This is a genomic window from Microbacterium protaetiae (assembly GCF_004135285.1).
Classification (GTDB): Bacteria; Actinomycetota; Actinomycetes; order Actinomycetales; family Microbacteriaceae; genus Microbacterium; species Microbacterium protaetiae.
In genome coordinates, this window is sequence record NZ_CP035494.1 from 2,676,655 (window position 1) to 2,702,233 (window position 25,579).

Below are 25,579 nucleotides of genomic sequence, written 5' to 3' on the forward strand. Positions count from 1 at the left end.
GCGTAGCCTCAGCCGGCGACATCCGGCCGGATCGCCGGAATGGATGCCAGCAGGCGTCGGGTATAGGCCACCTGGGGTTCGAGCAACACCTTCTCGGTGGGCCCCTCTTCGACGATGCGGCCGTCTTTCATGACGATGACCTCATCGCACTGGTTCTGCACCACGCCGATGTCGTGCGAGACCATCACCAGGGTCAGTCCATCGCGCTCGCGCAGCCGGGTGAGCACGTCGAGGATCTGCGCGCGCACCGTGACATCCAGGGCCGACAGCGGCTCGTCGCCGACCAGCAGCCGCGGGCGGTGCACGATCGCGCGGGCCAGGGCTATGCGCTGCCGCTGCCCGCCGGAGAACTCGTGCGGAAAGCGCGCGGCCATCTCCGGCTCCAGGCCCACATCGGCGAGGACCTCGCGCACCCGCTCACGGCGGCCGGCCGAACCGGTCGCGCCGTCGCCGGCGACGTTCATCGCCCAGAGCGGTTCGCCGACGATGCGGCCGACGCTCATTCGGGGGTCCAGCGACGCGTACGGGTCTTGGAAGACGATGCCGGTCTGCCGGCGCAGCCAGTGCAGAGAACGGGCGGGGGATGCCGCATCCACCGGTTTTCCGTCGAAAGTGACCGAGCCCGCCGTGGGGACGTCGAGCCCGAGCAGCAGCCGCACGAGCGTCGATTTGCCCGAACCCGATTCGCCGATGACCCCGACGGCCGATCCCTCTCGCACGTCGACGTCGGCGTCTTCGAGAGCAGAGGTGAAAGCGCGGCGCTGCCACGGGTGCGTCCGCACCGCAGGGTGGTGGCGGGTGAGCCCGCGGGCACTGAGCAGCGCGGTCATGCCCGGCCCTCCGGTTTCCACAGCGTGGCGGTCGCGTCACGCAGAAGTCCCTGCGTGATCGGCGACCGCGGGTCGGTCAGCAGATCGTGCACCGAAGCATGCTCGACCACGTGGCCGTGTTCGAGCACCACTCCTTCGGTCGCGATCTGCGAGAGCACCGCGAGGTCGTGTGTGATGAACACCAGCGACATGCCGTCGTCGTGCACCAGCGACTGCAGCAGTTCGAGGATCTCGGCCTGGATCGTGACATCCAGCGCCGTCGTCGGCTCGTCGGCGATCAGCAGCCGCGGACGGCACGCGAGCGCCATGGCGATGGCGACGCGCTGGCGCTGCCCGCCGGAGAGCTGGTGCGGGTACCGGTCGATGATGTTCGCGGGGTCGGGCAGATGCACACGCTCGGCCTCGGCGATCGCCCGTCGGCGGGCCTCGGCCCGGGAGATGCGCTCGTGGATGCGCACCGCCTCGGCGATCTGGCGGCCGACGGTGCGGATGGGGTTCAGTGCCGTGCGCGGTTCTTGGAACACGATACCGATCTCATCGCCACGGATGTCGGCCAGCTGCCGATCGGGCATGCCGATGAGTTCGTGATCGTTCCAGCGGATGCTGCCGGTGGCCCGCGCGCCGTCGGGAAGCAGCCCCAGCACGGCCAGGGCGGTGAGGGACTTTCCCGATCCGGATTCGCCGATCAGGCCGACGCGCTGCGAGTCGTCGACATCGAAAGAGACGCCGTCCACGACGCGACGTCCGCCGATGTCGACGGCGAGATCGCGCACGGCCAGACTCATGCGACCACCTCGGGCTGCGGCATCCGCTCATCGGTGCGCGACAGGGTGGGATCGGTCGCCTCGCGCAGGGCGTCACCGAGCAGGTTCAGCCCCAGCACGGTGAAAGTGATCGCCAGACCGGGCCACAGCACAGACAGCGGATGCACGGTGAGAAACTGCTGCAGCTCGGCAAGCAGCAGCCCCCAACTGGGCTGGGTGACCGAGGCCCCCACACCCAGATACGAGAGTCCCGCCTCGGCGAGCACAGCCACGGCCATGCCCCACGACAGCTGCACGATGAACACCGGCGCGACATTGGGAAGCAGGTGCCGGTACAGGTTCTGCGCGGGGGTCAGACCCGACGCGCGGGCCGCGAGCACGAAATCGCTGTGCAGCACCCGCCGCAGTTCGGGGCGGGTCACGCGGGCGATGTTCACACTGAAGCCGATGCCGACCGCCCAGATCACGACCCAGAGTGAGCGGCCGAAGATCGCCGAGATCATCAGTGCTATCAGCAGCACCGGGAATGCGATGAGGATATCGACCAGCACGGCGATCGACTCGCGCATCCAGCGGGCGGTCAGAGCGCCCAGCGAGGCCAGCACGATGCCGAACACGGCGGCGATCACGGCCGATCCGACGGCGACGAACACGGTCGTGCGCGCACCGCTCATGACGAGACTGAGGATGTCGCGCCCCGAGCCGTCGGTGCCCAGCAGATGCGGCCACGACGGGCCCTGCCAACGCACGGCGATGTCGACGTGCTGCGGATCGAACGGCGTCCACATCAGCGAGACGGCGGCCACAACGACGATGACCGCCACGACCACGAGGCCGAATCGCCCCGTCGACAGGCGCCACAGGCGCCCCAGCCACGATCTCCGTGTCATGCGACCTCCCGTTGCCGGGGGTCGATGGCCCGATGCAGCAGGTCGACGAGAAAACCGATGACGAGAACGAAACCGGTGAGCACGAGAAGCTCACCCTGCACCTTGACGAGGTCGCGGTTGCCGACGTCCATCACCAGCATCCGGCCGATTCCGGGCAGCGAGAACAGCTGCTCGATGACGACGGCGCCCACGATGATGCCGGCCACCTGAAGCCCCAGCACCGTCACCACCGACAGGGCCATGTTCGGCAGGCCGTGGCGGATGAGCGCCTGTGTGCGGGTCAGACCCTTTGCGGCGGCCGTGCGCACGAAGTCCTGGCCGATGGCCTGCAGCGTCGCGCTGCGCACGAAGCGCAGCAGCATGGCGCCCTCGACCACGCCGATCGTTATCGCCGGCAGCAGCAGCGCGCGCACGGCCAGCGCCGGCTGCGTCCAGCCCGCGCGCGGAAACCCCTGTGCGGGCAGCCAGCCCAGCCACACCGCGAAGACGACCACCAGCATCATCCCCGCCCACACCACCGGCACCGCAGCCAGCGCCTGCGAGCCCACGTTTATGGCAGTGCCCCCCACCCGGCCGCGCAGCATGGCCGAGAACACGCCCAGCGGCACGGCGATGACCAGGGCGACGACCATCGCCATGACGCCCAGGGGAATCGTCACCTGGGCCTTCTGCACGAGCTCGGTCATGACCGAGCTGCCGGTGATCAGCGACGTGCCCAGGTCGCCACGGAAGATGCCGCCGATCCACGTCGCGTACTGCACGGGCAGCGGATCGTCAAGTCGCAGCTGCCCGCGGATGGCCGCGACCTGCTCGGGGGTGCTGTTCGTACCGGCGATGAGCTGCGCGACATCGCCGGGCAGTACCCGCAGGGTGAGGAAGATCAACACGCTGGCGACGAACAGGCCCACCACCAGGAGGGCCAGCCGCGTCAGCGCGTAGCGCGTCACTGCGAGCTCTTGGCGATCTCGGCCAGGTTGAGGCGCTCGTTGACGTTCACCGACGGCATACCCGTGATGTTAGTGCCCACTGCCACCACGGATGCGCCGTTGTACACCCAGTCGGCCGCCATGTCTTCGGACACTATGCGTGCGGCCTGCTGCAGGTAGCCCGCCGCCTCGTCATCGCTGCTGGCGCTGAGCGAGTCCTGATAGAGCTCCTGCACCTTCGGGTTGTCGTAGGTGAAGTAGTAATCGGGGTTGGCCCAGTTCTCGAAGTCGCGCGCCTCGGTGTGCAGCACGAAGCTGAGTTGGTAGTCGTGGTTGACGTAGACGTCGTTGAGCCAGGTGGGGAACTCGACGGCGTTGACCTTCAGTGTGATGCCGACGGCGTTCAGGTCTGAGACCAGGATCTGCGGGATGGTCGTGCCGTAGCCGTTGTAGATCGTCAGCGTCAGCGTGATGTCTGAGGCACCGGCCTCTTTCAGCAGCGCCTTGGCCGCGTCGGGGTCGTACGGGGCGACCGAGGAGAGATCTTCATAGCCAGGGTCGAGCTCGGGAATCGGGCCGTACATGGTCTGACCCGACCCGAGCGCCTTGATCACCGCGTCGTGGTCGATGGCCTGGCGGATCGCCTGGCGCACGCGCTTGTCCTTCAGCCACTTGTCGGTGCTGTTCATGGCCAGCGTGCCCTTGTCGGTGGACTTGCCGAGCACGAGCTTGTAGTCGCCGTTCGCCTCGATCTGGTCCTTCAGATTCGCGTCGAACCCGGTGACGACGTCGACCTCGCCGGCCTGTGCCGCGTTGAGGGCTGCCTGATTGTCGGGAATGTAGTCGAAGACGACCTCCTTGACCTTCGCCGCGTCGCCCCAGTAGTCGTCGTTGCGCTCGAATGTGATCGAATCGCCCTGCTTCCAGCTGCCCAGCGTGAACGGACCGGTGCCGTTGGCCTGGGTCTTGTAGTCGATGGTGTCGTCCTTCTTCAAGATGACGCCGGCCCGCCCCGACAGGTTCCACAGCAGCTGCGAGTCGGGCTCTTTCAGTGTGACGGTGATGGTCTGGTCTTTGGCAGTGACCGACTTCACCCGCGCCAGGCGGCCCGCGTCGGCCCAGCCCTTCTGCGTGCGGTGCTGCTCCAGCGACCACACCACATCGTCGGCGGTGAGCTTCTGGCCGTCATCGAAGGTGACGCCCTCGCGCAGCGTGAAGGTGTAGGTGAGCCGGTCGTCAGAGACCTGGTACTCACTGGCCAGCGACGGCACGATCTTCTGGTCTGGCGTGCGCGAGACAAGGCCTTGGTACACGTTGTCCATGAGGATCTGATCCAGCGCCGCACCGGAGGTCTGCCGGATGTCGAGGTTGCTGGGCTCGAGAACGAGCCGAATGGCCACCGAGGCGTTCGGATCGGGCGTTCCGGTGCTGGTGGGCGCCTGGCCGCCGCCGGTGCAACCGGTCAGCGCGAGAGCGGCAGCGGTCACGAGGGCCGCCGCGACGGCGAGGGTACGTCGATGCATGGGGGAGTCCTTTCGCGGGCTGCGCACCAGCCTAGAGGTCTGGCAGGGCGGCCCTTGTCACACTGACGTGGAATGCAACACAGCCGTGACGCGTCCTCATTCCTGGTGCCCCGCGAGCAGCCGCCCGAGTTCCACCGGTCGCTCCTCTTGCACGTTGTGGCCCGTGGGCACCACCACCACCTCGGCGTCGGGGACGCGGCGCACGAAGTCGGCGGCTTCGTCGTCGGTCACATAGCCGTGATCGCCGCGGATGAGCGTGACCGGTGCGGTGACCGCGTCCAGATCGTCCCACCCGCTGTCGGCGAGCACGGCCGCCACCGGCGCGTGCGGGCTGGGTGCCGAAGCAAGATGAGCGAAGTGATGCTTCCACTCCACGCGCCCATCGGCACGCACGCGCGAGTTGAGAAAAACGCCCCGCTCGGCGGCGGCACAACTCCCGCCCAGTCCGAAGCTCAGCGCCCGCTCGACGAGCTCGTCGCGGCTGGCCCAGTCGGTGGGACCCGCGAAGAACTGGGCGATCTGCGCGGCGTTGCCGGTGAGGTCGATGCCCGGCGTGATGTCGATGACCACGAGGCTGTGCACCAGATCGGGGAACGATGCCGCGAGAGCGGCGGCAGTCAGCCCGCCCAGCGACTGCCCCACCAGAAGCTGCGGCCGATCGGTCCATGCGCGCATGCCGGCCGCGGCATCCGGTGCCAGCACCGACGCCACGTAGGCGAGGTCGTCGCGCCACGAGGAATCGCCGTGCCCGGGCAGATCGATGGCCAGGGCGGGCCGCCCCAGCGCGAGCACGGTGGTGTCCCAGGTGTGCGCGTTCAAGCCCGCTCCGTGCAGGAACGTCACCTCGGGCAGGGCGTGCGGGGTGGATGCCGGGGCCCAGCGCAGCGCAGAGAGGGTGCGGCCGTCGGGCAGCGCGAGGTTCACCCGCTCGCCGACCGCAAGCGGGCCGTCGATGCCGTTCTCGGCTGCCTGTGCGGGCAGAAACGAGAACTCGTCGAAATCGTCGATCACGGTGCCATTGTGGCGCAGATAGGCTGGCCGCATGTCCGACGAGCCCCGCGTGCACCTGTCGCGTGCCGCCATGCCCGCCTACAAGGCGCTCGAGTCGTTCTCCAAGACGGTCAAGTCGGTTGCTGCCGACGCCGGTGTCGATGAGCGGCTGATCGAGATCGTGCAGCTGCACACATCACAGCTGAACGGCTGCGCCTTCTGTGTGCGCGTGCATCTGGACCGAGCGCTGAGCGCCGGCCTTGACGCCGACATCGTGACGCAGATTCCGGTGTGGCGTGAATCCGGGGTGTTCAGCGAGCGCGAGCGTGCCGGGCTCGAGCTGGCCGAGTCATTCGTGTACATCCACGACGGCGGCGTTCCCGACGACGTCTACGACCGCGTCGGCGGCGTGCTCTCTGAGCAGGAGTATGTGGCGCTGTGCTGGATTCTCGTGGCGATCAACTCGTTCAACCGCATCGCGATCGCCGGACGCTACCCGGTTGAGCCGCGGTCGGCCGAGTGAGCGAGATCGCCGTACCCGGCGCCATCAACTTCCGCGACACGGGTGGTCTGCCGGCCGGCCCGGGGCGCACCCGCGCCGGAGTGCTGTTCCGTTCGGGGGAGTTGTCACGGGTCGCCGCGGAAGGACGGCGGGCGTTGGCCGCGCTGCATCTTCGCCGAGTCATCGACCTGCGTGCCGACGACGAGGTCGGTCAGGCGCCCAGTGCCCTCGACGGACTCGGGGTGACCACACAACGGGTGCCGCTGTTCCTCGGCTCGGTGGCATCCTTCTTCGCCGACGACCTGTCGCTCGAGCAGATGTACCGGCACATCGTCGATGATGCCGCCGACCGTGTCGTCGACGTGGTGCGGGGTGTGCTGGCCGATCAGCCGGTGCTCGTGCACTGCACGGTGGGCAAGGACCGCACCGGCGTCACTGTGGGGCTCACGCTGGCCGCGGCGGGAGTGGACGAGGCGGCCGTCGTCGACGACTATGCACGAACCGAGGGGATGCTGCCGGCCCGGCGCAGTCACGCGGTCGTGTCGTTTCTGCGCACCCAGCATCCCGAGGCTCGACACCTCGAAGAGCTCGCGATGCGCTCGCCGGCCCCGGTGATGCGCGGGCTGCTCGACGACCTGAGCCGGCGCTTCGGGTCGCCCGCCGACTATCTGCGTGCGGGCGGTCTGACCGACGACGAACTGAGCGAGTTGCGGAGGATTCTCGTCGAAGAAGGTTAGGCATGCCTACCCTTGGGTTACACTGAAGGAGTCATGAACACCTCCACTGTCGCCCCGATGAGTGCCGTCGCCCGCCGCGTGGCACGCCGCGGCATCGTGCAGCATCTGATCGCAGCCGACGAATCGTCGCTGGCCGAGCTGCAGGCGCTGTTGGCCACGCTGCCGATCTGTGCGACCGGTCGGGTGTTCATCGAGGTGCCGGATGCGTCGTGGATCGGGCCGATCGACGTGCCGGGGCGAATGACCGTGACCTGGCTGGACCGCTCGCGTCACACAGGCCGCGTCGGAACCGGACAGTGCTGCGGGCGCGGCGATGCCCTCTCACGGGCGGTGATCGCGTGGGCCGATGAGATGCTGTGCGCCGAGACCGACCGCACCCGCATCCATCTGATGGGCGGCTACCTCGGCACCGCCGAGATCGTCGATCACCTCGTCGAGCACCACGGGCGCGCGCCGCAGACCATCCACACCCCCGAGCGCTTCGGACTCGGCACGCGCTGAGAGCTCAGGAACTTGCGCGCGGCACGTAGTTGCCGTCTTCCAGTCCGGCCTCGATCTCGAATCGGTTGCGCAGCGGATCGGTGCCGGCCAGCAGATACAGCAGTGGCATCAGAATGCCGTAGCGCTGCCATTGGCGGGCGTGCACGGCCTCGTGGCGAAGCACCGTGGCGCTGGGCACGTCTGAGGTGAGAAAGCAGCGTCCCACGCACACGCCGCCCCGGCGGAACGTGCGCGGCGGCATGCCGTGGAACACCCACAGTTCACCGTGACGCTCGATGCGTCCGGTGCTCCAGATCGATCCCCAGATCCAGCCGACGATAGTGCCGTACCAAGCCCCGGCGTGGCTGATCGGTGAATCGAGCAGGAATCGGGGGATCAGGCGGTCCCAACGCTTGCCCCGCGCCAGCGCTCGGTCGGCGCGCTCGCGCCAGCCCGCGGGCGGCTGCCGGCTCATGCCAGCGCTCCGACGATGCGCAGGATGGCGCCCAGATCGTCGACGGCGACAGCCGGGGACGCCGGGGCGAAGCCGGCCAGCGAGGCTCCGACCAGCGGCACCTGAGAGCGCAATCGGGCCAGGGCCGCGGTCAACTCGGCCACGTGCACCCCGAACGGCACCGGCATGCTCACTCCGGTCATCTCCGGAGGGTCGAGAACATCGAGATCGACGTGCACGTACACGGCGTCGGCGCCCGCGACCGCGCGGATGAGTGCCTCGTCGTCGGCGAGGTCTTCGGCGAAAAGCTGTGCCATCTGCGAGGTGCCGATGTAGTCGTCTTCGGCGGGTTCGAGATCGCGGGCGCCCACCAGCACGACCTGCGTGGGCTTGACTCCCGCGCCGACCAGAGTGGGCTCGCCTTCGCCGAGCACCGCCCGCAGCGCCATGCCGGCGAACGCGCCCGAGGGAGACGAATCGGGGGTGTGCAGATCGCCGTGCGCGTCGCACCACACGACGGCGAGACCGGGATGGCGGGCCGCGGCGTGCGCTATCGCCGGCACCGCGACCCCGCAGTCGCCGCCCACGACCAGGGCAGGCTCGTCGGAGTGGGCCAGCTCTGCCTGCAGCAGGCGCTTGGTGTGCTCGAGTGCGCTCAGCCGGTGCACGCGCGTGCCCAGGCCCTCACCCGCTTCGAGGGGAACGTCGATGTGCGTGCACGCTGCACTGGGCAGGTCGCCTTCGATGGCCTGGGCGCCGTCGACCAGGAGCATCGCTCGTGCAGCGCCCGATCCCTGCCATTGAGGCGCGACGATGAAGCGCGTCATCGGTCATGCTCCCTTCTCGCCGAACATGGATGCCGCAGCCCAGGATGGGCCGCGGCATCCATCGTCATGCGTCGTACGCGATCACACGGTCACTGGCCGGGCGTGTAGGGCGCCGACGGCGCGTCGATCGCCGACGGGGCGCTCGCTCCGCTCACGGCGGGCTTGTTGCCCACCTTCAGCGCGGCCAGCCGCGCCTCGACCTCGGTCAGCTCGCCGATGTCCTCGAGCTGGTTGAACTGCGCGTCCAGACTCGAGGCGGCCAGCTCCTGCTTGCCGGCGGCCAGGGCTTCTTCGCGACGGATCTTGTCTTCGAACCGGCCGAGTTCACTGGTCGGGTCCATGACATCGATCGACTTGACCGCGTCGGCCACCTTGTTCTGCGCCTCGGCCGTCTTCTGCCGCGCGATCAACTCCGACGACTTCGCCTTCAGCTGCTCGAGCTTCTGCTTCATGCCGTTCAGGCCGTCTTTGAGCTTGGCGACGGCATCGTTCTGCGCGGCCAGCTGCGGCTCGACTGCCTTGGCCTCGTTCTCGGACTGGATCTGGCGCTGCAGGGCGACCTTGGCGAGGTTGTCGAACTTGTCGGCTTCGTCGGTGTGCCCGCCGGCCCGTAGCTCGTCGGCCTTCTTGCTGGCTGCGACCGCCTTGTTGCCCCACTCGGTGGCGGACTGCAGATCTTCTTCGTGGTCGCGCTCGAGCAAGCGCAGATTGCCGATCGTCTCGGCGATCGCCGACTCGGCGTCGGCGATGTTGTTGGTGAAGTCGCGCACGAGCTGGTCGAGCATCTTCTTGGGGTCTTCGGCGGAGTCCAGCATTGCGTTGACGTTCGCGCGCAAGAGCGTGGAGATCCGGCCGAAAATGGACTGCTTGGCCATCAGGGTTCCTTCCTGTCGGGGTTCTGTGTCATATCGAGACTGTGGGTGCGGATCAGAAGCGACCACCTCCCCGGCGGCTGCGGGTGCCGCCGCCACCGAAGCTTCCGGCGCTGAATCCACCACCGCCGCTGCGACTGCGGCTGCCGCCGCCGAAACCGCCGCCACGGCGGCCACCACCGCCGCCACCGAGCAGCGAATTGATCACGATGCCGCCCAAGACGGCGCCGAGCACGTTGTTGCCGCCGCCTGAGCCGGCCGGCGCGCCGCCGAACAGTCCGCCGGCGGTGCCGCCGAAGCCGCCCACGTCGGTCTGCGCCAACTGCAGGGCCTGGCCGGCCAGTTGATCGGCGCGCTGTGCGTGTTGAAGGGCCTGATCGGGGGCCGTGGACTGCAGCTGCTGCGCCTGGGCCAGTTCGGCGCCGGCCTGCGCGAGACGGGTGCGGGCGTCGGTGCCCACCCCGCCGCGCCGCGCGGTGACGTAGTCCTCGGCGGCCGAGACCTGAGCCTGTGCCTGCATCATCGTCTGGCCGAGCAGCTGCTGCGCCCGCTGCGCGAGGGTGGCGGCATCCCTGGCTCCCTGCAGCACCTGGTCGATCTGCGTGTTGACGGCCTCGAGTGCCTTGAGGGCGGCCAGCGGATGCTGCTGCGCGGCCGTCATGTCGGCCTTGGCCGCGTCGACCTGAGTGCGGGTGGCGGCGACGGCGGCTGCCACCTGCCCGTTCGGGTCGGGGATCGCCGATGCCGAGGCGATATCGCCTTCGAGATCGACGATCATCGCCGCGACGCTCTTCTGGCCGGTGGCAAGATCGGCGCCCAGCTTTCCGATGGCATTTTCGAGCAGTTGCGCCTGGTCGACAGCCTGCTCGGCGGCGCGGATCGCCACCGCCGCCTGCCCGCCGTTGCCCGCGTCGAGCTGCTGCTGGGCAGTGGTGAGCTGCTCGTCGGCGAAAGCGAGTCGCTGTTGCGCCTGCGCCGGGTTGTCGGCGACCGGTGCCAGCGCCTCGGGAGCATACGACGTCGACAGCTGCGCGAGTGTGGCCGATGCGGCATCCAACGCCGCTCCCACCTTCGTGCGCTCGGCTTTCGTCTTCTGCAGCGCCTCGGGGGCGTTCTGTTCGAGCTTGCGCAACTCGTCGAACGCGGCGGCCTTCTCGTCGAGCACCTGATTCGCGTGCTCGCAGAGCTGCACGATCTGGGTGTTCCAGGCGCGCTTCTCTTGCTCGGTGTCTTCCTGCGCGTCGTCGAGCTTCTGCTTGAGCGCGAAGGCCTGGTCGAGGTCTGTCTTGGCCTGCTGCAGCGCCGCATGGAACTCGGTGGTGGCGTCGTCGCCGAACTGGGCGGCGGCAAATCCCAGCTCCTGCTCGCTGGTGCGCACCGCATCGTCGGTCTGCACGAGAGCCGAACCCGCGCGCCGGGCGAGCTCTTCGACGCTGAGCTTCTGCAGGGCCGGTCCGGTGGCGGTCTTCGCCTTCTTGCGCCGCGAGCGCACGATCAGCCAGATCACGAGCACGATGACGGCGATGATCACCACGGCGATGATGATGCCGATGATCGCCCCGCCGCCGCTGGAGGGTGCCCCGCCGGAGCCACCACCGGCGGCGTCTTTCAAACCGTCGACGGCCGCGCCAACGGCGCCCGCCCAGTCGCCGGAGGCCAGGGTGGGCTGGATGCGCTCCTGCTCGATGCGCGTCAACGCGTCGCTGGAGACAGGACCGGCGGAGTCGCCGGAGAGATAGAACTGCCGCGAGTCCACAGCCACGGCGAGCAGGTACTGGTTCGGGCCGAGTCCGTTGCGCTCTGCCGTCGTGTTCGCCCAGTCTTCGGCTGCAGAGGGGCCGGTGAATGTGGAGACGTAGACCGTCCACAGGTTCATGTCGGTGTCGTCGGCGAAACGTTGTGCCGCCTGCTCGGCATCGGCCAACTCCGACGAACTGAGTATGCCGACGTCGTCGAGAACGTAGTCCTGACCGAGCGTGACCGGGTCGGTGGCCGAGGCGGCCGCCGCCGGCGCGAGAACCAGAGCGGCGCACGCCGCGACGACGGCGATGAGGCGACGAAGGTGCATCCGTGGTCCCTTCCCCTGAGACGCTCTACTGATGGTGAGTCTATTCAGACAGAGGCATACGACGGTAGGGGGCGGGTCGTTGCCGGCGATACGGAGTCGCAGCGTTTAGGCTTTCGGGTTCGGGAGGGCGACATGGACGACCGTTACGGAGCCGACGTGCTCGCGTCGGGATGGCGCACGCAGTTCCACCGCGAACTGGAGCGGGTGCCCGCCGATCGCGACGTGGTCGTCGAAGTCGCCGACGACGGGTACTGCGGAGCGGTGGTCTCGGTCTCGGGTGGGCTCGTGGAGCTCGAGGACCGGCGCGGCAAGCGCCGGATGTTCCCGCTTGGCCCGGGGTATCTCGTCGACGGCGAAGCGGTGATCCTCGTCGCACCGACGCCGAAAGCACCCGGCGGGCTGAAGCGCACGGCATCGGGCTCATTCGCCGCTTCCGACCAGCGCGCCCGCATCGCGCGCGCGTCGCGGATCTTCGTGGAGGGACGGCACGACGCCGAGCTCGTCGAGAAGGTCTGGGGCGCCGACCTGCGCGCCGAAGGCGTGGTGGTCGAGTACCTGCAGGGCGTGGACCTGTTGGATGCCGCGCTGCGCGACGATCCGCCCTCGGCGTCGCGGCGCTACGGCGTGCTGGTGGACCACCTGGTACCCGGATCGAAAGAAGCGCGCATCGCCGAGGCCGTCGAGCGCGGCCCGCACGGCGCGCATGTGCGCATCGTCGGGCATCCGTTCATCGATGTGTGGCAGTGCGTGCGGCCTGCGGCGCTGGGGATCACGGCGTGGCCGGTGATCGGGCGCGAAGTGGAGTGGAAGGTCGGGATCTGCCGGGCTTTCGGCTGGCCCGCCGACGAGCAGGCCGACATCGCACGTGCGTGGCAGCACATCCTCTCGCGCGTGCACAGCTACCGCGACCTCGAACCGGCGCTGCTGGGACGCGTCGAAGAGCTCATCGACTTCGTCACCGTCGATGATTGACCCCGCCTACGCTGGAGGGGTGCACGATCCCGATCCCGCTCACCGCAAGCAGACCGTCTCGTTCGTGCGCCGCAGCGGACGCATGAGCGAGGGCCAGGAACGCGCCTGGGCCGAACTCTCGCCCCATTACCTGCTCGATGTGCCGCGAGAGATCTCCACCACGAGCGTGGCCCGCGACGCGCTCATCGATCCTGTGGCGGTGTGGGGCCGGTCGGCGCCGCTGATCGTGGAGATCGGATCGGGCCAGGGGCACGCGGTCGTGCACGCGGCATCCACGCGTCCCGAAATCGACTTCTTGGCGGTGGAGGTCTTCAAGGCGGGCCTGGCCCGCACGATGAAAGACGCCGACGCCGCCGGGGCGCGCAATCTGCGCCTCGTCGAGGCGAACGCCCCCGAGGTACTGGCGCATCTGCTGCCTGCGGCATCCGTCGATGAGATCTGGGTGTTCTTTCCCGACCCGTGGCACAAGAAGCGTCATACCAAGCGGCGACTGATAGCTCCGGAGTTCGCGGCGCTCGCCGCCCGGGCACTCACCCCCGGCGGGCTGCTGCGCCTGGCCACCGACTGGGAGGATTACGCCCTACAGATGGTCGAGGTGATGGATGCCGCTCCCGGCTTCCGCCGGGCGTTCGAGGGGGAGTGGGCGCCTCGGTACGAGGGTCGCGTGATGACCGCGTTCGAGCGCAAAGGACTGGCGGTCGGCCGCGATATCCGCGACCTGGTGTACGAGCGGGTGTGAGCGTCGGGCACGGGTGCAGCGCCCTGATAGTCTTGATCGGCACGCCTCCGTAGCTCAGGGGATAGAGCGTTGGTTTCCGGTACCAAAGGTCGCAGGTTCGATTCCTGTCGGGGGCACCATCCGTGAAAGGCCAGTCCGCAAGGGCCGGCCTTTCACATCTCCCGGATCTGTCTGGCCGAGTCCTGGTGGACGGACTTCCCGTCACCTCTCCTCGCGTGACATGCGGATGGTCGCCCACTTTCGCGCCCACTCGGCGAACCACTGATCGACGACTGTCGCGCCAGAACGCTCACTGAACGAGCCAAGCCGCTCTGTGGCATCCCGAAACTGCGCCAGGATGGGGCGGTGACCGTTCCCGTTCCTGCACCCAAGTTCGGGGTGCTGCGCAGCTGGAAGACCGCGCCGTACCTGGTCGGGGCGGGCCTGGCGATGATGGGCGACAACATCGAGCACGTCATCACCTACCTGGTGCTGTGGAACACCTTCCATTCACCGGTGCTGGTGGGTTTTCAGCTGGTCAGCCACTGGCTGCCGTTTCTGCTGCTGTCGGTGTATGCCGGGGCGCTGGCCGAGCGGTTCGACTGTCGCCGGATCATCCAGATCGCGCAGGGTCTGTTCATGTTCGTGTCACTGTGCTGGGGCGTCCTCTTCCTGACCGGCACCCTGCAGCTGTGGCAAGCGTGCGTGCTGCTGGTGCTGCACGGGCTGGCGGGATGCCTGTGGGGACCGGCCGAGCAGATGATGCTCTACGATTTCGCGGGGCGCGAGCAGCTGCCCAGCGCGGTGCGAATGAATGCGACCTTTCGCAGCCTCGGTGTGCTGTTCGGGCCGGTCGTCGGCTCGGCGCTGCTCTTGCTGTTCGGCGCGACCGGCGGCATCTTCGCGAACATCGTGTTCTATCTGCCCCTGACGCTGTTCTTGACCCGCACGAGCTTCACCGGGCACAGCCGCGAGGGCCGGATGATGGCAAAGCGGGTGTCGCTGTGGCAGTCGTTCCGTGTGCTGGGCACCGTGCGCCGTGACCGGGTGATCATGGGGATGCTGGTGCTCGCCGCCCTCGCATCGGTATCGATCGGCGCCGTGCTGCAAACGGCGATGCCGGCGTTCGGAACGGCGCTGACGCCGCCGGGTGTCGACGGTGAGCTCGTGTACGGCGCGCTGCTTTTCGCGCTCGGCATCGGAGGTGTGGCCGGCGGGTTCTTTCTCGAAGCGAGCGGATGGTTCAAGCCGACCGTGCGCACGGCGGTGATCAGCTCGATCACGTTCGGTGCGTTCGCGATGATCTTCGCCTTCACCGGCTTGCTGTGGGTGGCGGTGGTCGCGCTCGTGCTGACCGGCTTCTCGCAGATCACGGCGACCTCGACCGGCCAGGCGATCGTGCAGCTCGAGGCACCGCCGGGCCAGCGCGGCCGGGTGCTGGGGGCCTACAGCATGTTCGGCCCTGGCATGCAGACCTTCAGCGGCGTGACGGTGGGGGTGCTGGGAAGCCTCCTGGGCATTCCCATCACGGTGATCATCGGGGGAGCCGTGCTGATGGCCGGTGCGGTGCTCACCGGCCTGTACATGCGACGGGCGCCCCGTCGCGCCGCCCTGTGACGGCGCGACGGAATGCCGCCCTGTGACGGCGCGACTGATTCTCAGCCGCGCAGCGGCCGCAGTGCGGCATCCAGCGCGACGATCTCGTCGAACTGCGTGCGCAGCACGCGCTCATTGCTCTCGCGCGGCTGGAACTCGCCGTCGTCGTCGAGCTGCTGCGCCGCCCAAGCGAGCTCGACGTTGGCACCCGTGGGCACCAACCCCAAGGCCTGCTGCACCGGGCGCAGCGCAACGACGCCGCGGGTGCCGCCCGAGATGCCGCCGTAGCTGACGGTGCCCACCGGCTTGCGCCGCCACTCCTGGTGCAGATAGTCGAGAGCGTTCTTCAGGCCCGGCGCATAGCTGTAGTTGTATTCGGGCTGTACGAACACGAAAGCATCGGCGGCGTCCACGCGCTCGCTCCATGCTTTCGTGTGGTCTTTCGTGTACTGACGCAGCCGGGGATGGTTCGGCTCGTCCATCAGCGGCAGGTCTATCTCTTTGAGGTCGGCGAAGTCGATGTCGAAGCGGCCGTCGGATTCGGCTACGCCGCGCACCCACTGGGCGATCGGCAGGCCGATGCGGCCCTCGCGGATGCTGGCGACGATGATCATGAGGCGTGTCATTCAGATTCCCTTTCCGGCATCCATTCAACGCCGCAGCGCCACAGGCGAATTCCCGGTGCGCGTGAGAAGTCGTCGTATGACGCTGTGGGGCGTTCAGCGGTGCCGCAGGCGCGGACGTTCGGACCGGTCGCCGTTCTGGGCACCTGTTCCGGGCCGGGGAGGATGTCGCGGACCGCTGGCATTCTGAGGACGGTGGCCGCTCGGGCGGGCGTCTGCCGGGTGGATGGCCGATGAGATCATCGAGACTGACGCCAGAATACCATCGGCATGGTGGCCGGGTTACTACGTGCCGGATATCGCTTCGCACCAGTTAAAAAAGCGGATGGCAAGACCTTGCATAGCGTAGAGATATTCGATAGTATGTGGGTATTGGTTCATTCGGAAGGGGGCCCACGGTGTCAGTGTTGATGGATGTGTCTCCGGTGCTCTCAGAGGTGGATGAGCTGGTCGACGAGCTGGTGGCGTCGCGGTCGCTGGCAGCGCGCGCGTTCGCGGCCGAGATGTTCTTCTTCTCCCGGGTCGCAGATCTGATCCAGCGGCGTGAGGCCGAGCGCGCGGCCCGATTGGGCAACGGATCGGTGATGTCTGCCTCGCAGTTGGCGATGCGGGAGTTGTTCGCCGAGATCGCGGCGGGGCTGCACCTGAGCGAGTGGCAGGTGGCGCGGAAGGTGTCGCAGGCTGCGATGCTGACCGGGGTGTTCTATGAGACGTTGTGCGATGCGAGCTGCGGCGAGTTCTCGGGGGAGCACGCGGTGCTGATCGCCGAGGCCGGCATGGAGATCTCCGATGACGGAGTACGGGCGCGGTTTGAAGCCGTCGCGCGGGATATGGCCCGGGAGATGACTCCGGCCCAGCTGAAGGCGGCGCTGTCGGGTCTGGTCGTGCGCTTGGATCCGGAAGGCACCGCCACCCGTGTGCGAGAGGCCGTGGCCCGGCGCAAGGTTTCGGTGCGCGAGCTGGAACCGGGCCTTACCCGGGTGACCGCAGATGTCCCCACCGTGCAGGGCATGGGCGCGGTGGCGAGGCTGCGGAAGGCCGCGACCGCGCTGTTCGAGATGAACGCGACCGAGAAGAAGGAGTCCGAGGCTGCGGCGGCACATGCCGATGCCGATGCCGATGCCGATGCCGATGCCGATGCCGATGCCGATGCCGCTGCCGGCACCGGCCCCGACGCTGGCATCGACGCCGCTGGTGCCCCCGACGCCGGCACCGACGACGCTGGCATCGACGCCGCTGCCGGCACCGATGGGGCGGCCGAGCCGGTGTTCGATGAGCGGACGGTGACCCAGATCATGGCGGACATGTTCTGCGACCTGCTGCTTGCCGCGCCGTTCACCGGGCATGGGGCCACTGACGAGGCCCGTGACGGCCTCTCCGCGATCCATGCCGACGTGCAGGTCACGGTCCCGGCACCCGTGATCACCGGAACCCAGGTCGGGGGAGCGGTCGTCGACGGTGTCGGCCCGATCGACGATGACACCGCACGGCGGCTGGCCGGCGGTGCGGTGATGTGGACGCGGGTGTTCACCGACCCGGCCACCGGGATTCCCGTCTGTGTGGACCGATACCGACCCTCGAAGAAGCAGAAGCGGTTCCTGCAGGTCAGAGACCAGCAGTGCCGGTTCCCCGGGTGCCGCAGGCCCGCGCGCAGATGCGACATCGACCATACGATCCCGCACGCGGCGGGCGGTCCGACGTGCCTGTGCAATCTTGAGCACTTCTGCCAACGCCATCACACGGTCAAACACGAGACCGCGTGGGAGGTCGAGCAACTCGCCGGCGGCGTTCTGATCTTCACCGCCCCCACCGGACGCACTCACGTGTCCCGGCCACCGGGCACCGTCAGATTCGATCCCGTCGCGCTGATCGATCCCGACCCCCACACCCGACACGCGATCGCCGCGCAGTACGCACGCGACCCCGCACCCTTCTGAACCGTTCCGGACCCGCTGAAGCCTGCTGAGCCCTGCTGATCCGACGGGCAGCGGTGGAGCTTCCGCGCCCCGCCGCCATTCTCAGCGGGCGCGCGGCGGCCCACCCGTAGAATTGTCGGTCTATGGATCCTGAAGCCCTCTCCGCAGCCCTGCTCAACGTCGTCCGCCCGCTCGCGGAGGCGCGACGAGCCGGATCCACCGAGGGACTCGTCCCCAGCGACCTGCCTCTGGAGCGCCCGAAGAACCGCGATCACGGCGATTGGGCATCCAACGCCGCTCTCAAACTGGCGAAGAAGGTCGGTGCGAACCCGCGCGAGTTCGCCGCTGAGATCGCCGACAAGCTCGGAGAGGTCGCCGGTATCGCCTCTGTGGAGGTGGCCGGCCCCGGCTTCATCAATGTGCGGTTGGATGCCGCAGCCGCCGGATCTCTCGCCAAGACCATCGTCGAGGCCGGTGCAGCCTTCGGCACCAACGAATCGCAGCGCGGAAACACCATCAACCTGGAGTTCGTCAGCGCGAACCCGACCGGCCCGCTGCACATCGGGCATACCCGCTGGGCGGCGCTGGGCGACTCGATCGCCCGCTTGCTGCTGGCCAGCGGGGCGACGCTGGTGCGTGAGTTCTACATCAACGACGCGGGTGCGCAGATGGATCGCTTCGCCCGTTCGGTGCTGGCGGCAGCACAGGGCGAGCCGACGCCCGAAGACGGCTATGCCGGTGCCTACATCGGCGACCTCGCCCGCCGCGTGCTCGAGGTGCGGCCCGACCTTCTCGAGCTTCCGGCCGAACAGCAGCTGACGATAGCGCGCGACCGTGCGTATGCGTTCCAGCTCGGTGAGTTGCAGGCGTCGTTGGAGGCCTTCAACGTGCACTTCGACGTGTGGTTCAGCGAACGGATGCTCAAGGAGCACGTCGACGGCAGGCCGAGCCTCGTCGATGAGGCAGTGGACCGCCTGCGTCAGCAGGGGCACGTGTTCGAGGCCGATGACGCCGTGTGGGTGCGCACGACCGACTTCGGCGACGACAAAGACCGCGTCATCCGCCGCTCCAACGGCGAGTACACGTACTTCGCATCAGACGCCGCGTACTACCTGAACAAGGGCGACCGCGGCTTCGCCCACAAGATCTACCTGCTCGGCGCTGACCACCACGGGTACGTGCACCGACTGAAAGCCATCGCGGGTGCTGCGGGGGAAGACCCGGAGAAAGACATCGAGGTGCTCATCGGGCAGCTCGTGTCGGTCAACGGCGCCAGGCTCTCCAAGCGCGCCGGCAACATCATCGAGATGGATGACCTGCGCGAGTGGCTGGGCACCGATGCGCTGCGGTACTCACTGGGTCGCTATCCGGCCGACTCGCCGCTGACCCTCGACCCCGAACTGCTGCGCAAGCGCACGAACGACAACCCCGTCTTCTACGTGCAGTACGCGCATGCCCGCACGCACAACGTGAGTCGCAACGCCGACGATGCCGGAGTGGACCGCAGCGCGTTCGCCCCCGAGACGCTGACACACCCCACCGAGGCAGCCCTGCTGGGGGTGCTGCAGGAGTTCCCGCGGATCGTGGCGTTCGCCGCCGAGGTGCGCGAGCCGCACCGGGTGGCACGGTATCTCGAAGAGCTCGCCGGTCTGTTTCACCGCTGGTACGACAACTGCCGGGTCATCCCGCTGGGAGATGCACCGATCGAAGACGTGCACCACACCCGTCGGTGGCTCAACGACGCCACCGGCCAGGTTCTGCGCAACGGCCTGGACCTGCTGGGAGTGAGTGCGCCCGAGCGTATGTGAGGATCCATGGCCGACCGCCCCGCACTGCCACCGGACGAGCCGACGGAGCCCATCGAGGTTCCGCCGAAGCCGCCGCTGCCGAGCGCGGGGCGGGCGGCCCCGGCTGTTGAGCCGGAGGCGACCACGTTGCCGTTGCCGGTGGTGGATGCCGCGGCCCAGGCCTATCCGCAGGCCGCGTATCCGCAGCAGTATCCGCAGCCGGCGTACCCGCAGACCGCGGTCGCACCGCAGGCGTATCCGCAGACCGCGGTCGCACCGCAGGCTGCGGCATCCCTCCCCGCGCCCAAGAAGAAGCGTCGCGGGGTGGTCGCCCTGGTCACGACGGTGATCATCGTCGTGGTGCTGGCCGGGGCCGGTGTGGTCAGTTGGTTCGCCGGCAACGCGTGGGCCAAAGACAAGGTGATCGCCGAGGTGACACAGCAGACCCGCACCGCCCTCGACCTCGATGCCGACCAGAAAGTCGACGTGCAGGTGGCCGAGCCGATGCTGCCGCAGCTGCTGGCGGGCACCCTCTCGACGCTGAGCATCACGGTCCCCGATGCGCCGCTGGCAGGCACCACGGGCTCTCTCACCGTGCACGCGACTGACGTCTCGACCGACGGCGGCGCACTCGGCAGCGCCGAGGCCACCGTCACCCTCACACCCGATGCGATCACGAAGCTCATCGGCACCTTCGACGACACCGTCGCGGGATCGTTGAAGGTCGACGGATCCAACGTCACCGTCGACCTCAACCCTTCGCAGTTCCTGTCGGGCATCTCGTTCGCCCTCACGCTCACACCCAGCGCCCATGACGGCGCGCTCGTGCTCACCCCGGTGAAGTTCACGGTGGGCGGGGCGAGCATGGACGCCGACACCATCCGCGCCCGGTTCGGCACGCTCGCCGAGGGCATTCTCGCCGACCGCACCGTGTGCGTGGCCGACCAGTTCCCGAAAGGTCTGACGCTGTCGAAGATCACGGTGGGCTCCGACGCCGTCGACGCGTCGTTCACCGTCGACCCACGCACACTCTCGGACCCCTCGTTACAGAAGCCGGGGACGTGTGGCTGACCCCGCTAGACTTGCGGGAACCCCCGGTGCCCGCGTCGACGCGCTGCGTACGACAACCGCATGCACCCGCCGTGCCCTCCACCGATTGGTCCTCATTCTTGTCCGCGTCTGATCCCCGCGCCCCGCTGAGCGTCCCCGACGACGCCAATGCGCTGCAGCAGGGCGTCTGGCCGGGCTCGGCCCGACGCGACGACGCGGGCGCTCTGATGCTCGGCGGCGTCGCGGTCAGCGAGCTGCAGGAGCGCTTCGGCACTCCGCTGTATGTCGTCGACGAAGCCGAAGTACGCGCGCACGCGCATCGCACCGTCGCCGCCTTCAACGCGGCAGCGGCCGCACACGGCGTCGCCACGCGTGTCTACTACGCCGGCAAGGCGTTCCTGTGCACCGAGGTGGTGCGCTGGGTGACCGAGGCGGGCATGAACGTCGATGTCTGCAGTGGGGGAGAGCTCGAGGTCGCTCTGGCCGCCGGCGCCGACCCGGCGCACCTCGGCTTCCATGGCAACAACAAGAGCGTCGCCGAACTCGAGCGTGCTGTCGAGGTGGGGGTGGGCACCGTCATCGTCGACAGCCCGATCGAGATCGAGCGGCTCGCCGCCATCGCCGACCGGGCCGGCACGGTGCAGAAGGTCCTGGTGCGGGTCAACAGTGGCGTGCACGCCGAGACCCATGAGTTTCTCGCCACCGCGCACGAAGACCAGAAGTTCGGGTTCGCGATGGATGCCGCGGCCGCGGCGGTCGCGCGCATCCGCGAGCTGCCCGCGCTGCGATTCGAGGGCCTGCACTGTCACATCGGCTCGCAGATCTTCGGGGTCGCCGGTTTCGCCGAATCGGCCTCGCGACTTGTCGACCTGCATGCGCAGCTGCTGGAGGGCGGCCCGATCCCGCTCTTGAACCTCGGCGGGGGATTCGGCATCGCCTACACCCCGGCCGACGATCCGACACCGGTGGAGCAGCTCGCCCAGGGAATCGTCGACGCCGTCGCCCGCGAGTGCGAGGTGCGCGGCATCCCGATCCCCGATCTGGCGTTCGAACCGGGTCGCATCATCGTCGGCCAGGCGGGAGTGACCCTCTACGAAGCAGGCACCGTCAAGACGGTCGCGCTGGGCGAGGGCCGGGAGCGTGTGTACGTGAGCGTCGACGGCGGCATGAGTGACAACGCGCGTCCGGCGCTGTACGGCGCCGATTTCTGTGCACGCATCGCGTCGCGCGTCTCCGACGCCGAACCCGCCCTCGTGCGCGTGGTCGGCAAGCACTGCGAGTCGGGCGACATCGTCGTCGACCGTGAGTACCTACCCGGCGACATCGCCCCCGGCGACGTGGTCGCCGTGCCCGCGACCGGGGCGTACTGTTTCTCGCTGGCCAGCACCTACAACTACCTGCCACGTCCGGCCGTCGTCGCCGTGCGTGACGGAGCCGCCCGCGTCATCGTGCGCGGTCAGACCATCGCCGACCTGCTGAGTGCAGACGTCGGCGCAGAAGGGAAGGCATGATCGACTACCGTCGCCTGCGCATCGCACTGCTTGGAGCAGGATCCGTCGGCTCGCAGGTCGCGCGTCTGCTGCTCGAGCACGCCGACGAACTGGCCGACCGCTCGGGTGCCGCGCTGGAGCTCGCCGGCATCGCCGTGCGCGACCTGGACGCCCCACGTGATGTCGAGCTGCCGCGGGAGCTTTTGACCACCGACGCCGAGACTCTCATCGTCGGAAGTGACATCGTCATCGAGCTGATGGGCGGCATCGAGCCCGCCCGGGAGTACCTCTTGCAGGCGCTCAACTCGGGTGCCGACGTGGTCACGGGCAACAAGGCACTGCTGGCCACCCACGGAGCCGAGATCTTCGACGCGGCCGACCAGGTGGGCGCCTCGGTGTCGTATGAGGCGGCCGTGGCCGGGGCCATTCCGATCATCCGGCCGCTGCGTGACTCGCTGGCCGGCGACCGGGTCGACCGGATCGTGGGCATCGTCAACGGCACCACGAACTACATCCTCGACCGGATGGACGTCGAAGGCGCCGAGATGGCAGACATCCTCGCCGACGCCCAGCGTCTGGGCTACGCCGAAGCCGACCCGACCGGCGATGTGGAAGGACACGACGCGGCGCAGAAGGCGGCGATCCTGGCCAGCCTCGCCTTCCACACCACCGTGCCGCTGGAGGCCGTGCACCGCGAGGGCATCACCGGGGTGACCAAGCAGATGATGGATGCCGCGCGGCACGCGGGCTACGTCATCAAGATGGTCGCCGTCTGCGAGCGGCTGACCGGCCGTGGCGAGGCATCCGACGAGGCCATCTCGGTGCGGGTGTACCCGGCACTCATCCGGCGCGAGCATCCGCTGGCCAGCGTCCACGGCGTGAACAACGCCGTGTTCGTGCAGGCCGAGGCCGCCGGAAACCTCATGTTCTACGGCGCCGGCGCCGGTGGAGTGCAGACCGCATCCGCCGTGCTCGGCGACGTCGTCTCGGCCGCGCGGCGTCACATCGCCGGCGGTGCGGGCGTGGGCGAATCGACCCGGGCCAACCTGCCCACGGTCGATATCGGCCAGGTCGTCACCCGCTACCAGATCACCCTCGAGGTCGACGACCGGCCCGGCGTGCTCGCCCGGGTGGCCGGCATCCTCTCCGACGGCCGCGTCTCGATCGCGACCGTCGAACAGACTCTGGAACAGACTCCGGGACAGCCCGGCGACGATGCTGCCGAGGCAGGTTCGGCGCGTCTGGTGATCGGAACGCACAAGGCTTTGGAGCAGGACCTCAGCGAGACCGTTGCACGGCTCGCAGACGACGACGTGGTCGAGCGCGTCGTGTCGGTGCTGCGCGTGGAAGGAGATTGAAATGGCACATGTCTGGCGCGGGGTTCTGCGCGAATACGCCGATCGACTGGGCGTCACCGAGACCTCGACCGTGGTCACCCTCGGCGAGGGCGGCACCCCGCTGATTCCCGCGCCCGCGCTGTCCCGGCGCACCGGCGCTGAGGTGTGGGTGAAGTTCGAGGGGATGAACCCGACCGGCTCGTTCAAGGACCGCGGCATGACCGTGGCCCTCTCCCGGGCCGTCGAGCACGGCGCCAAGGCCGTGATCTGCGCGTCGACCGGCAACACCTCGGCCTCGGCCGCCGCCTACGCGGCGCACGCCGGGATCACCGCGGCGGTGCTGGTGCCCGAAGGTAAGATCGCCATGGGCAAGCTCAGCCAGGCCGTCGCGCACGGTGGCACGCTCATCCAGATTCGCGGCAACTTCGACGACTGCCTCGAGATCGCCCGCGAACTGGCCGACAACTACCCGGTGCACCTGGTCAACTCGGTGAACCCCGACCGCATCGAGGGGCAGAAGACCGCCGCCTACGAGATCGTCGAGCAGCTGGGCGACGCCCCCGACTTCCACTTCATCCCGGTCGGCAACGCGGGCAACTACACGGCCTACTCGCGCGGTTACCGTGAAGAGGCCGCCCGTGGGGCCAGCACCCGAGTGCCGCGCATGTTCGGCTTCCAGGCCGCCGGCTCGGCGCCGATCGTGCGCGGTGAGATCGTGACCGCTCCCGAGACGGTGGCCACCGCCATTCGCATCGGAAACCCCGCCTCATGGCACCTGGCGCTGGAGGCGCGTGACGAGACCAACGGCTGGTTCGGCGCTATCGAAGACCCCGCGATCCTGGCCGCGCAGAAGATCCTGGCCGCAGAGGTGGGCGTTTTCGTCGAGCCGGCGTCGGCCATCAGTGTCGCGGGACTTCTCGATCGGGCCGAGGCCGGGGCTATCCCTGCCGGAGCGCGGGTGGTGCTCACCGTCACGGGGCATGGACTGAAAGACCCGCAGTGGGCGCTGCGGCGCTCCGACGGCACCGAGGTCGTGCCGACGGTGGTGGATGCCGATACCCGCGACGTCGCCGAGGTGCTGTCATTGTCGGCCGCGGAGGCGACCGCGTGAGAAGTGCCCCGCCGTCTCCGGCGGCGGTGCCCGGTCGCGCCGTCGCGGTGCGGGTTCCTGCCACGAGCGCGAACCTCGGACCGGGGTTCGACACCCTGGGGCTCGCGCTGAGCCTGTACGACGAGCTGGTGGTCGAGGCGCTGGGTGAGGGTGAGCTGCGTGTCGAAGTGACCGGGCCCGGTGCCGACCAGGTGCCGCGCGACGCATCGAATCTCGTGGTGCGCGCCATCGCCTACGCGTTCGAAGCCGTCGGACGGCGAATGCCGGGTATTGCGCTGTCGACGCGCATCGTCATTCCGCACGGCCGGGGACTCGGCTCGTCCGGCGCCGCCGTCGTCGCGGGGCTGCTGGCGGCTCGGGGACTCTTGGCCGGTGACGTGGAATTCGGCCCCTCGCTACTGCTGCGCCTGGCGACCGAGTTGGAAGGCCACCCCGACAACGTGGCGCCGGCGCTGTTCGGCGGCCTCACCATCGCCTGGATGGATGAGAACGGGCCGCAGTACAAGAAGCTGCTCGTACACCGTGGCGTCTCGCCTGTGGTGTTCGTTCCCGAGTCGACGATGCCCACCCGCATCTCGCGTGAGCTGACGCCGCTGCAGGTCACCCGCGAAGACGCCGTGTTCAACGTCTCGCGCTCGGCCCTGTTGATCGCCGCGCTCACGCAGAGCCCCGAACTGCTGCTGGCGGCCACCGACGACAAGCTCCATCAGAATTACCGCGCCCAGGCCATGCCCGACACCGACGCGCTGGTGCGCCGGCTGCGTCAGGAAGGGTTCGCGGCCGTGCTCTCGGGGGCGGGGCCCAGCGTCCTCGTGCTGGCCGACGGACCCGGCCGACGCCTCGAGGCGGCCCGGCTTGCGGCATCCGTCACGAACACGCCCTGGGAGGCCCAGATGCTCGCCGTCGACTTCAAGGGTGGTACAGTGAGGGAGTATACGGAGGCCGCTCGGCAGCCCGCGTCGCATGCGACATAAGGCCGCGAGAATCGAATCCTCCATCGCAATTCTGCGAACACCCGCACTGCCCCCGACAGCCGGCGTCATCTTTCCGGTCAGGTCCTGGAGGCCTGTCACCGGTCGGTGACCCAGCCCACGGGCGCATCGGTGTGCGTCGACG

At 68.6% G+C, this 25,579-nt stretch carries 24 protein-coding genes and 1 tRNA gene; 14 read left to right on the forward strand and 11 right to left on the reverse strand.

The window, feature by feature from the left end; translation table 11 throughout:
• Positions 1–8: 8 nt before the first annotated feature.
• The 6 genes from ET475_RS12360 to ET475_RS12385 form a co-directional block, all read right to left on the reverse strand.
• The gene (locus ET475_RS12360) at positions 9–830 is read right to left on the reverse strand and encodes an ABC transporter ATP-binding protein (protein WP_129390629.1); all 822 of its coding nucleotides are present in this window, start codon (positions 828–830) and stop codon (positions 9–11) included.
• Positions 827–1,615, reverse strand: a complete 789-nt coding sequence (locus ET475_RS12365; RefSeq protein WP_129390633.1) for an ATP-binding cassette domain-containing protein — start codon at positions 1,613–1,615, stop codon at positions 827–829. Before ET475_RS12365 ends, ET475_RS12360 begins: the two co-directional genes overlap by 4 nt.
• Positions 1,612–2,484 carry an ABC transporter permease gene (locus ET475_RS12370; protein WP_129390635.1) on the reverse strand — a complete coding sequence of 291 codons (873 nt, stop codon included), beginning with the start codon at positions 2,482–2,484 and terminating at the stop codon, positions 1,612–1,614. The genes ET475_RS12365 and ET475_RS12370 overlap by 4 nt, the downstream gene beginning before the upstream one ends.
• Complete coding sequence (locus tag ET475_RS12375) at positions 2,481–3,431, reverse strand: ABC transporter permease (RefSeq protein WP_129390638.1); 951 nt, start codon at positions 3,429–3,431, stop codon at positions 2,481–2,483. The genes ET475_RS12370 and ET475_RS12375 overlap by 4 nt, the downstream gene beginning before the upstream one ends.
• The gene (locus ET475_RS12380) at positions 3,428–4,933 is read right to left on the reverse strand and encodes an ABC transporter substrate-binding protein (RefSeq protein ID WP_129390641.1); all 1,506 of its coding nucleotides are present in this window, start codon (positions 4,931–4,933) and stop codon (positions 3,428–3,430) included. Before ET475_RS12380 ends, ET475_RS12375 begins: the two co-directional genes overlap by 4 nt.
• 96 nt (positions 4,934–5,029) lie before the next feature.
• Positions 5,030–5,944, reverse strand: coding sequence for an alpha/beta fold hydrolase (locus tag ET475_RS12385; protein ID WP_242497626.1), 915 nt, complete (start codon positions 5,942–5,944; stop codon positions 5,030–5,032).
• Between the two features lie 31 nt (positions 5,945–5,975).
• On the opposite strand from ET475_RS12385, the gene ET475_RS12390 reads away from it, so the two are divergent.
• Genes ET475_RS12390 through ET475_RS12400 form a run of 3 tightly spaced genes read left to right on the forward strand, consistent with a single transcriptional unit; the run spans position 5,976 to position 7,663 of the window.
• A complete protein-coding gene (locus tag ET475_RS12390; protein WP_129390646.1) occupies positions 5,976–6,446 on the forward strand; it encodes a carboxymuconolactone decarboxylase family protein in 471 nt (156 codons plus the stop codon).
• Positions 6,443–7,162: a tyrosine-protein phosphatase gene (locus ET475_RS12395; protein ID WP_129390649.1), complete on the forward strand. Its 720-nt coding sequence runs from the start codon at positions 6,443–6,445 to the stop codon at positions 7,160–7,162. Before ET475_RS12390 ends, ET475_RS12395 begins: the two co-directional genes overlap by 4 nt.
• A gap of 33 nt (positions 7,163–7,195) precedes the next feature.
• Entirely contained in the window at positions 7,196–7,663 is a 468-nt protein-coding gene (locus tag ET475_RS12400) for an SIP domain-containing protein (RefSeq protein WP_129390652.1), read from the forward strand.
• A 4-nt stretch (positions 7,664–7,667) separates the two neighbouring features.
• Here the strand turns inward: ET475_RS12400 and ET475_RS12405 are convergent, their stop codons facing one another.
• From ET475_RS12405 to ET475_RS18270, 4 genes are all read right to left on the reverse strand, one after another.
• The gene (locus tag ET475_RS12405; protein ID WP_129390655.1) at positions 7,668–8,117 is read right to left on the reverse strand and encodes a Fe-S oxidoreductase; all 450 of its coding nucleotides are present in this window, start codon (positions 8,115–8,117) and stop codon (positions 7,668–7,670) included.
• Positions 8,114–8,923 (reverse strand): arginase family protein, encoded by an 810-nt coding sequence (locus ET475_RS12410; RefSeq protein WP_129390658.1) that lies wholly within the window; start codon positions 8,921–8,923, stop codon positions 8,114–8,116. The genes ET475_RS12405 and ET475_RS12410 overlap by 4 nt, the downstream gene beginning before the upstream one ends.
• Positions 8,924–9,012: 89 nt before the next feature.
• On the reverse strand, positions 9,013–9,798 hold the full coding sequence (locus tag ET475_RS12415) for a PspA/IM30 family protein (protein ID WP_129390661.1): 786 nt from the start codon (positions 9,796–9,798) through the stop codon (positions 9,013–9,015).
• Between the two features lie 52 nt (positions 9,799–9,850).
• Complete coding sequence (locus ET475_RS18270) at positions 9,851–11,863, reverse strand: TPM domain-containing protein (protein ID WP_129390664.1); 2,013 nt, start codon at positions 11,861–11,863, stop codon at positions 9,851–9,853.
• A 132-nt stretch (positions 11,864–11,995) separates the two neighbouring features.
• Here ET475_RS18270 and ET475_RS12425 point away from each other — a divergent pair, with 132 nt between their 5' ends.
• The 4 genes from ET475_RS12425 (at position 11,996) to ET475_RS12440 (ending at position 15,170) form a co-directional block, all read left to right on the forward strand.
• Positions 11,996–12,835 carry a DUF3097 domain-containing protein gene (locus tag ET475_RS12425; RefSeq protein WP_129390669.1) on the forward strand — a complete coding sequence of 280 codons (840 nt, stop codon included), beginning with the start codon at positions 11,996–11,998 and terminating at the stop codon, positions 12,833–12,835.
• The gene (trmB, locus tag ET475_RS12430; protein ID WP_129390673.1) at positions 12,828–13,574 is read left to right on the forward strand and encodes a tRNA (guanosine(46)-N7)-methyltransferase TrmB; all 747 of its coding nucleotides are present in this window, start codon (positions 12,828–12,830) and stop codon (positions 13,572–13,574) included. The genes ET475_RS12425 and trmB overlap by 8 nt, the downstream gene beginning before the upstream one ends.
• 43 nt (positions 13,575–13,617) lie before the next feature.
• Positions 13,618–13,693 (forward strand) — tRNA-Arg (locus ET475_RS12435).
• A gap of 226 nt (positions 13,694–13,919) precedes the next feature.
• On the forward strand, positions 13,920–15,170 hold the full coding sequence (locus ET475_RS12440; RefSeq protein ID WP_242497627.1) for an MFS transporter: 1,251 nt from the start codon (positions 13,920–13,922) through the stop codon (positions 15,168–15,170).
• Positions 15,171–15,211: 41 nt separating this feature from the next.
• On the opposite strand, the gene ET475_RS12445 is transcribed toward ET475_RS12440, so the two are convergent.
• Positions 15,212–15,775 (reverse strand): NADPH-dependent FMN reductase, encoded by a 564-nt coding sequence (locus ET475_RS12445; protein ID WP_129390676.1) that lies wholly within the window; start codon positions 15,773–15,775, stop codon positions 15,212–15,214.
• Positions 15,776–16,170: 395 nt separating this feature from the next.
• Here ET475_RS12445 and ET475_RS12450 point away from each other — a divergent pair, with 395 nt between their 5' ends.
• The 7 genes from ET475_RS12450 to thrB all read left to right on the forward strand — a co-directional run bounded on the left by ET475_RS12450 (position 16,171) and on the right by thrB (position 25,437).
• Positions 16,171–17,709, forward strand: coding sequence for an HNH endonuclease signature motif containing protein (locus ET475_RS12450; RefSeq protein ID WP_129390680.1), 1,539 nt, complete (start codon positions 16,171–16,173; stop codon positions 17,707–17,709).
• A gap of 122 nt (positions 17,710–17,831) precedes the next feature.
• Positions 17,832–19,496, forward strand: a complete 1,665-nt coding sequence (argS, locus tag ET475_RS12455) for an arginine--tRNA ligase (RefSeq protein ID WP_129390683.1) — start codon at positions 17,832–17,834, stop codon at positions 19,494–19,496.
• A 6-nt stretch (positions 19,497–19,502) separates the two neighbouring features.
• A complete protein-coding gene (locus tag ET475_RS12460) occupies positions 19,503–20,546 on the forward strand; it encodes an LmeA family phospholipid-binding protein (protein WP_129390686.1) in 1,044 nt (347 codons plus the stop codon).
• Positions 20,547–20,644: 98 nt separating this feature from the next.
• Positions 20,645–22,036, forward strand: coding sequence for a diaminopimelate decarboxylase (gene lysA / locus ET475_RS12465; RefSeq protein WP_129393940.1), 1,392 nt, complete (start codon positions 20,645–20,647; stop codon positions 22,034–22,036).
• Positions 22,033–23,373 carry a homoserine dehydrogenase gene (locus ET475_RS12470; protein ID WP_129390689.1) on the forward strand — a complete coding sequence of 447 codons (1,341 nt, stop codon included), beginning with the start codon at positions 22,033–22,035 and terminating at the stop codon, positions 23,371–23,373. The genes lysA and ET475_RS12470 overlap by 4 nt, the downstream gene beginning before the upstream one ends.
• A gap of 1 nt (position 23,374) precedes the next feature.
• A complete protein-coding gene (gene thrC, locus ET475_RS12475; RefSeq protein WP_129390692.1) occupies positions 23,375–24,463 on the forward strand; it encodes a threonine synthase in 1,089 nt (362 codons plus the stop codon).
• Positions 24,460–25,437: a homoserine kinase gene (thrB, locus tag ET475_RS12480; RefSeq protein ID WP_129390695.1), complete on the forward strand. Its 978-nt coding sequence runs from the start codon at positions 24,460–24,462 to the stop codon at positions 25,435–25,437. The genes thrC and thrB overlap by 4 nt, the downstream gene beginning before the upstream one ends.
• Positions 25,438–25,579 lie beyond the last annotated feature (142 nt).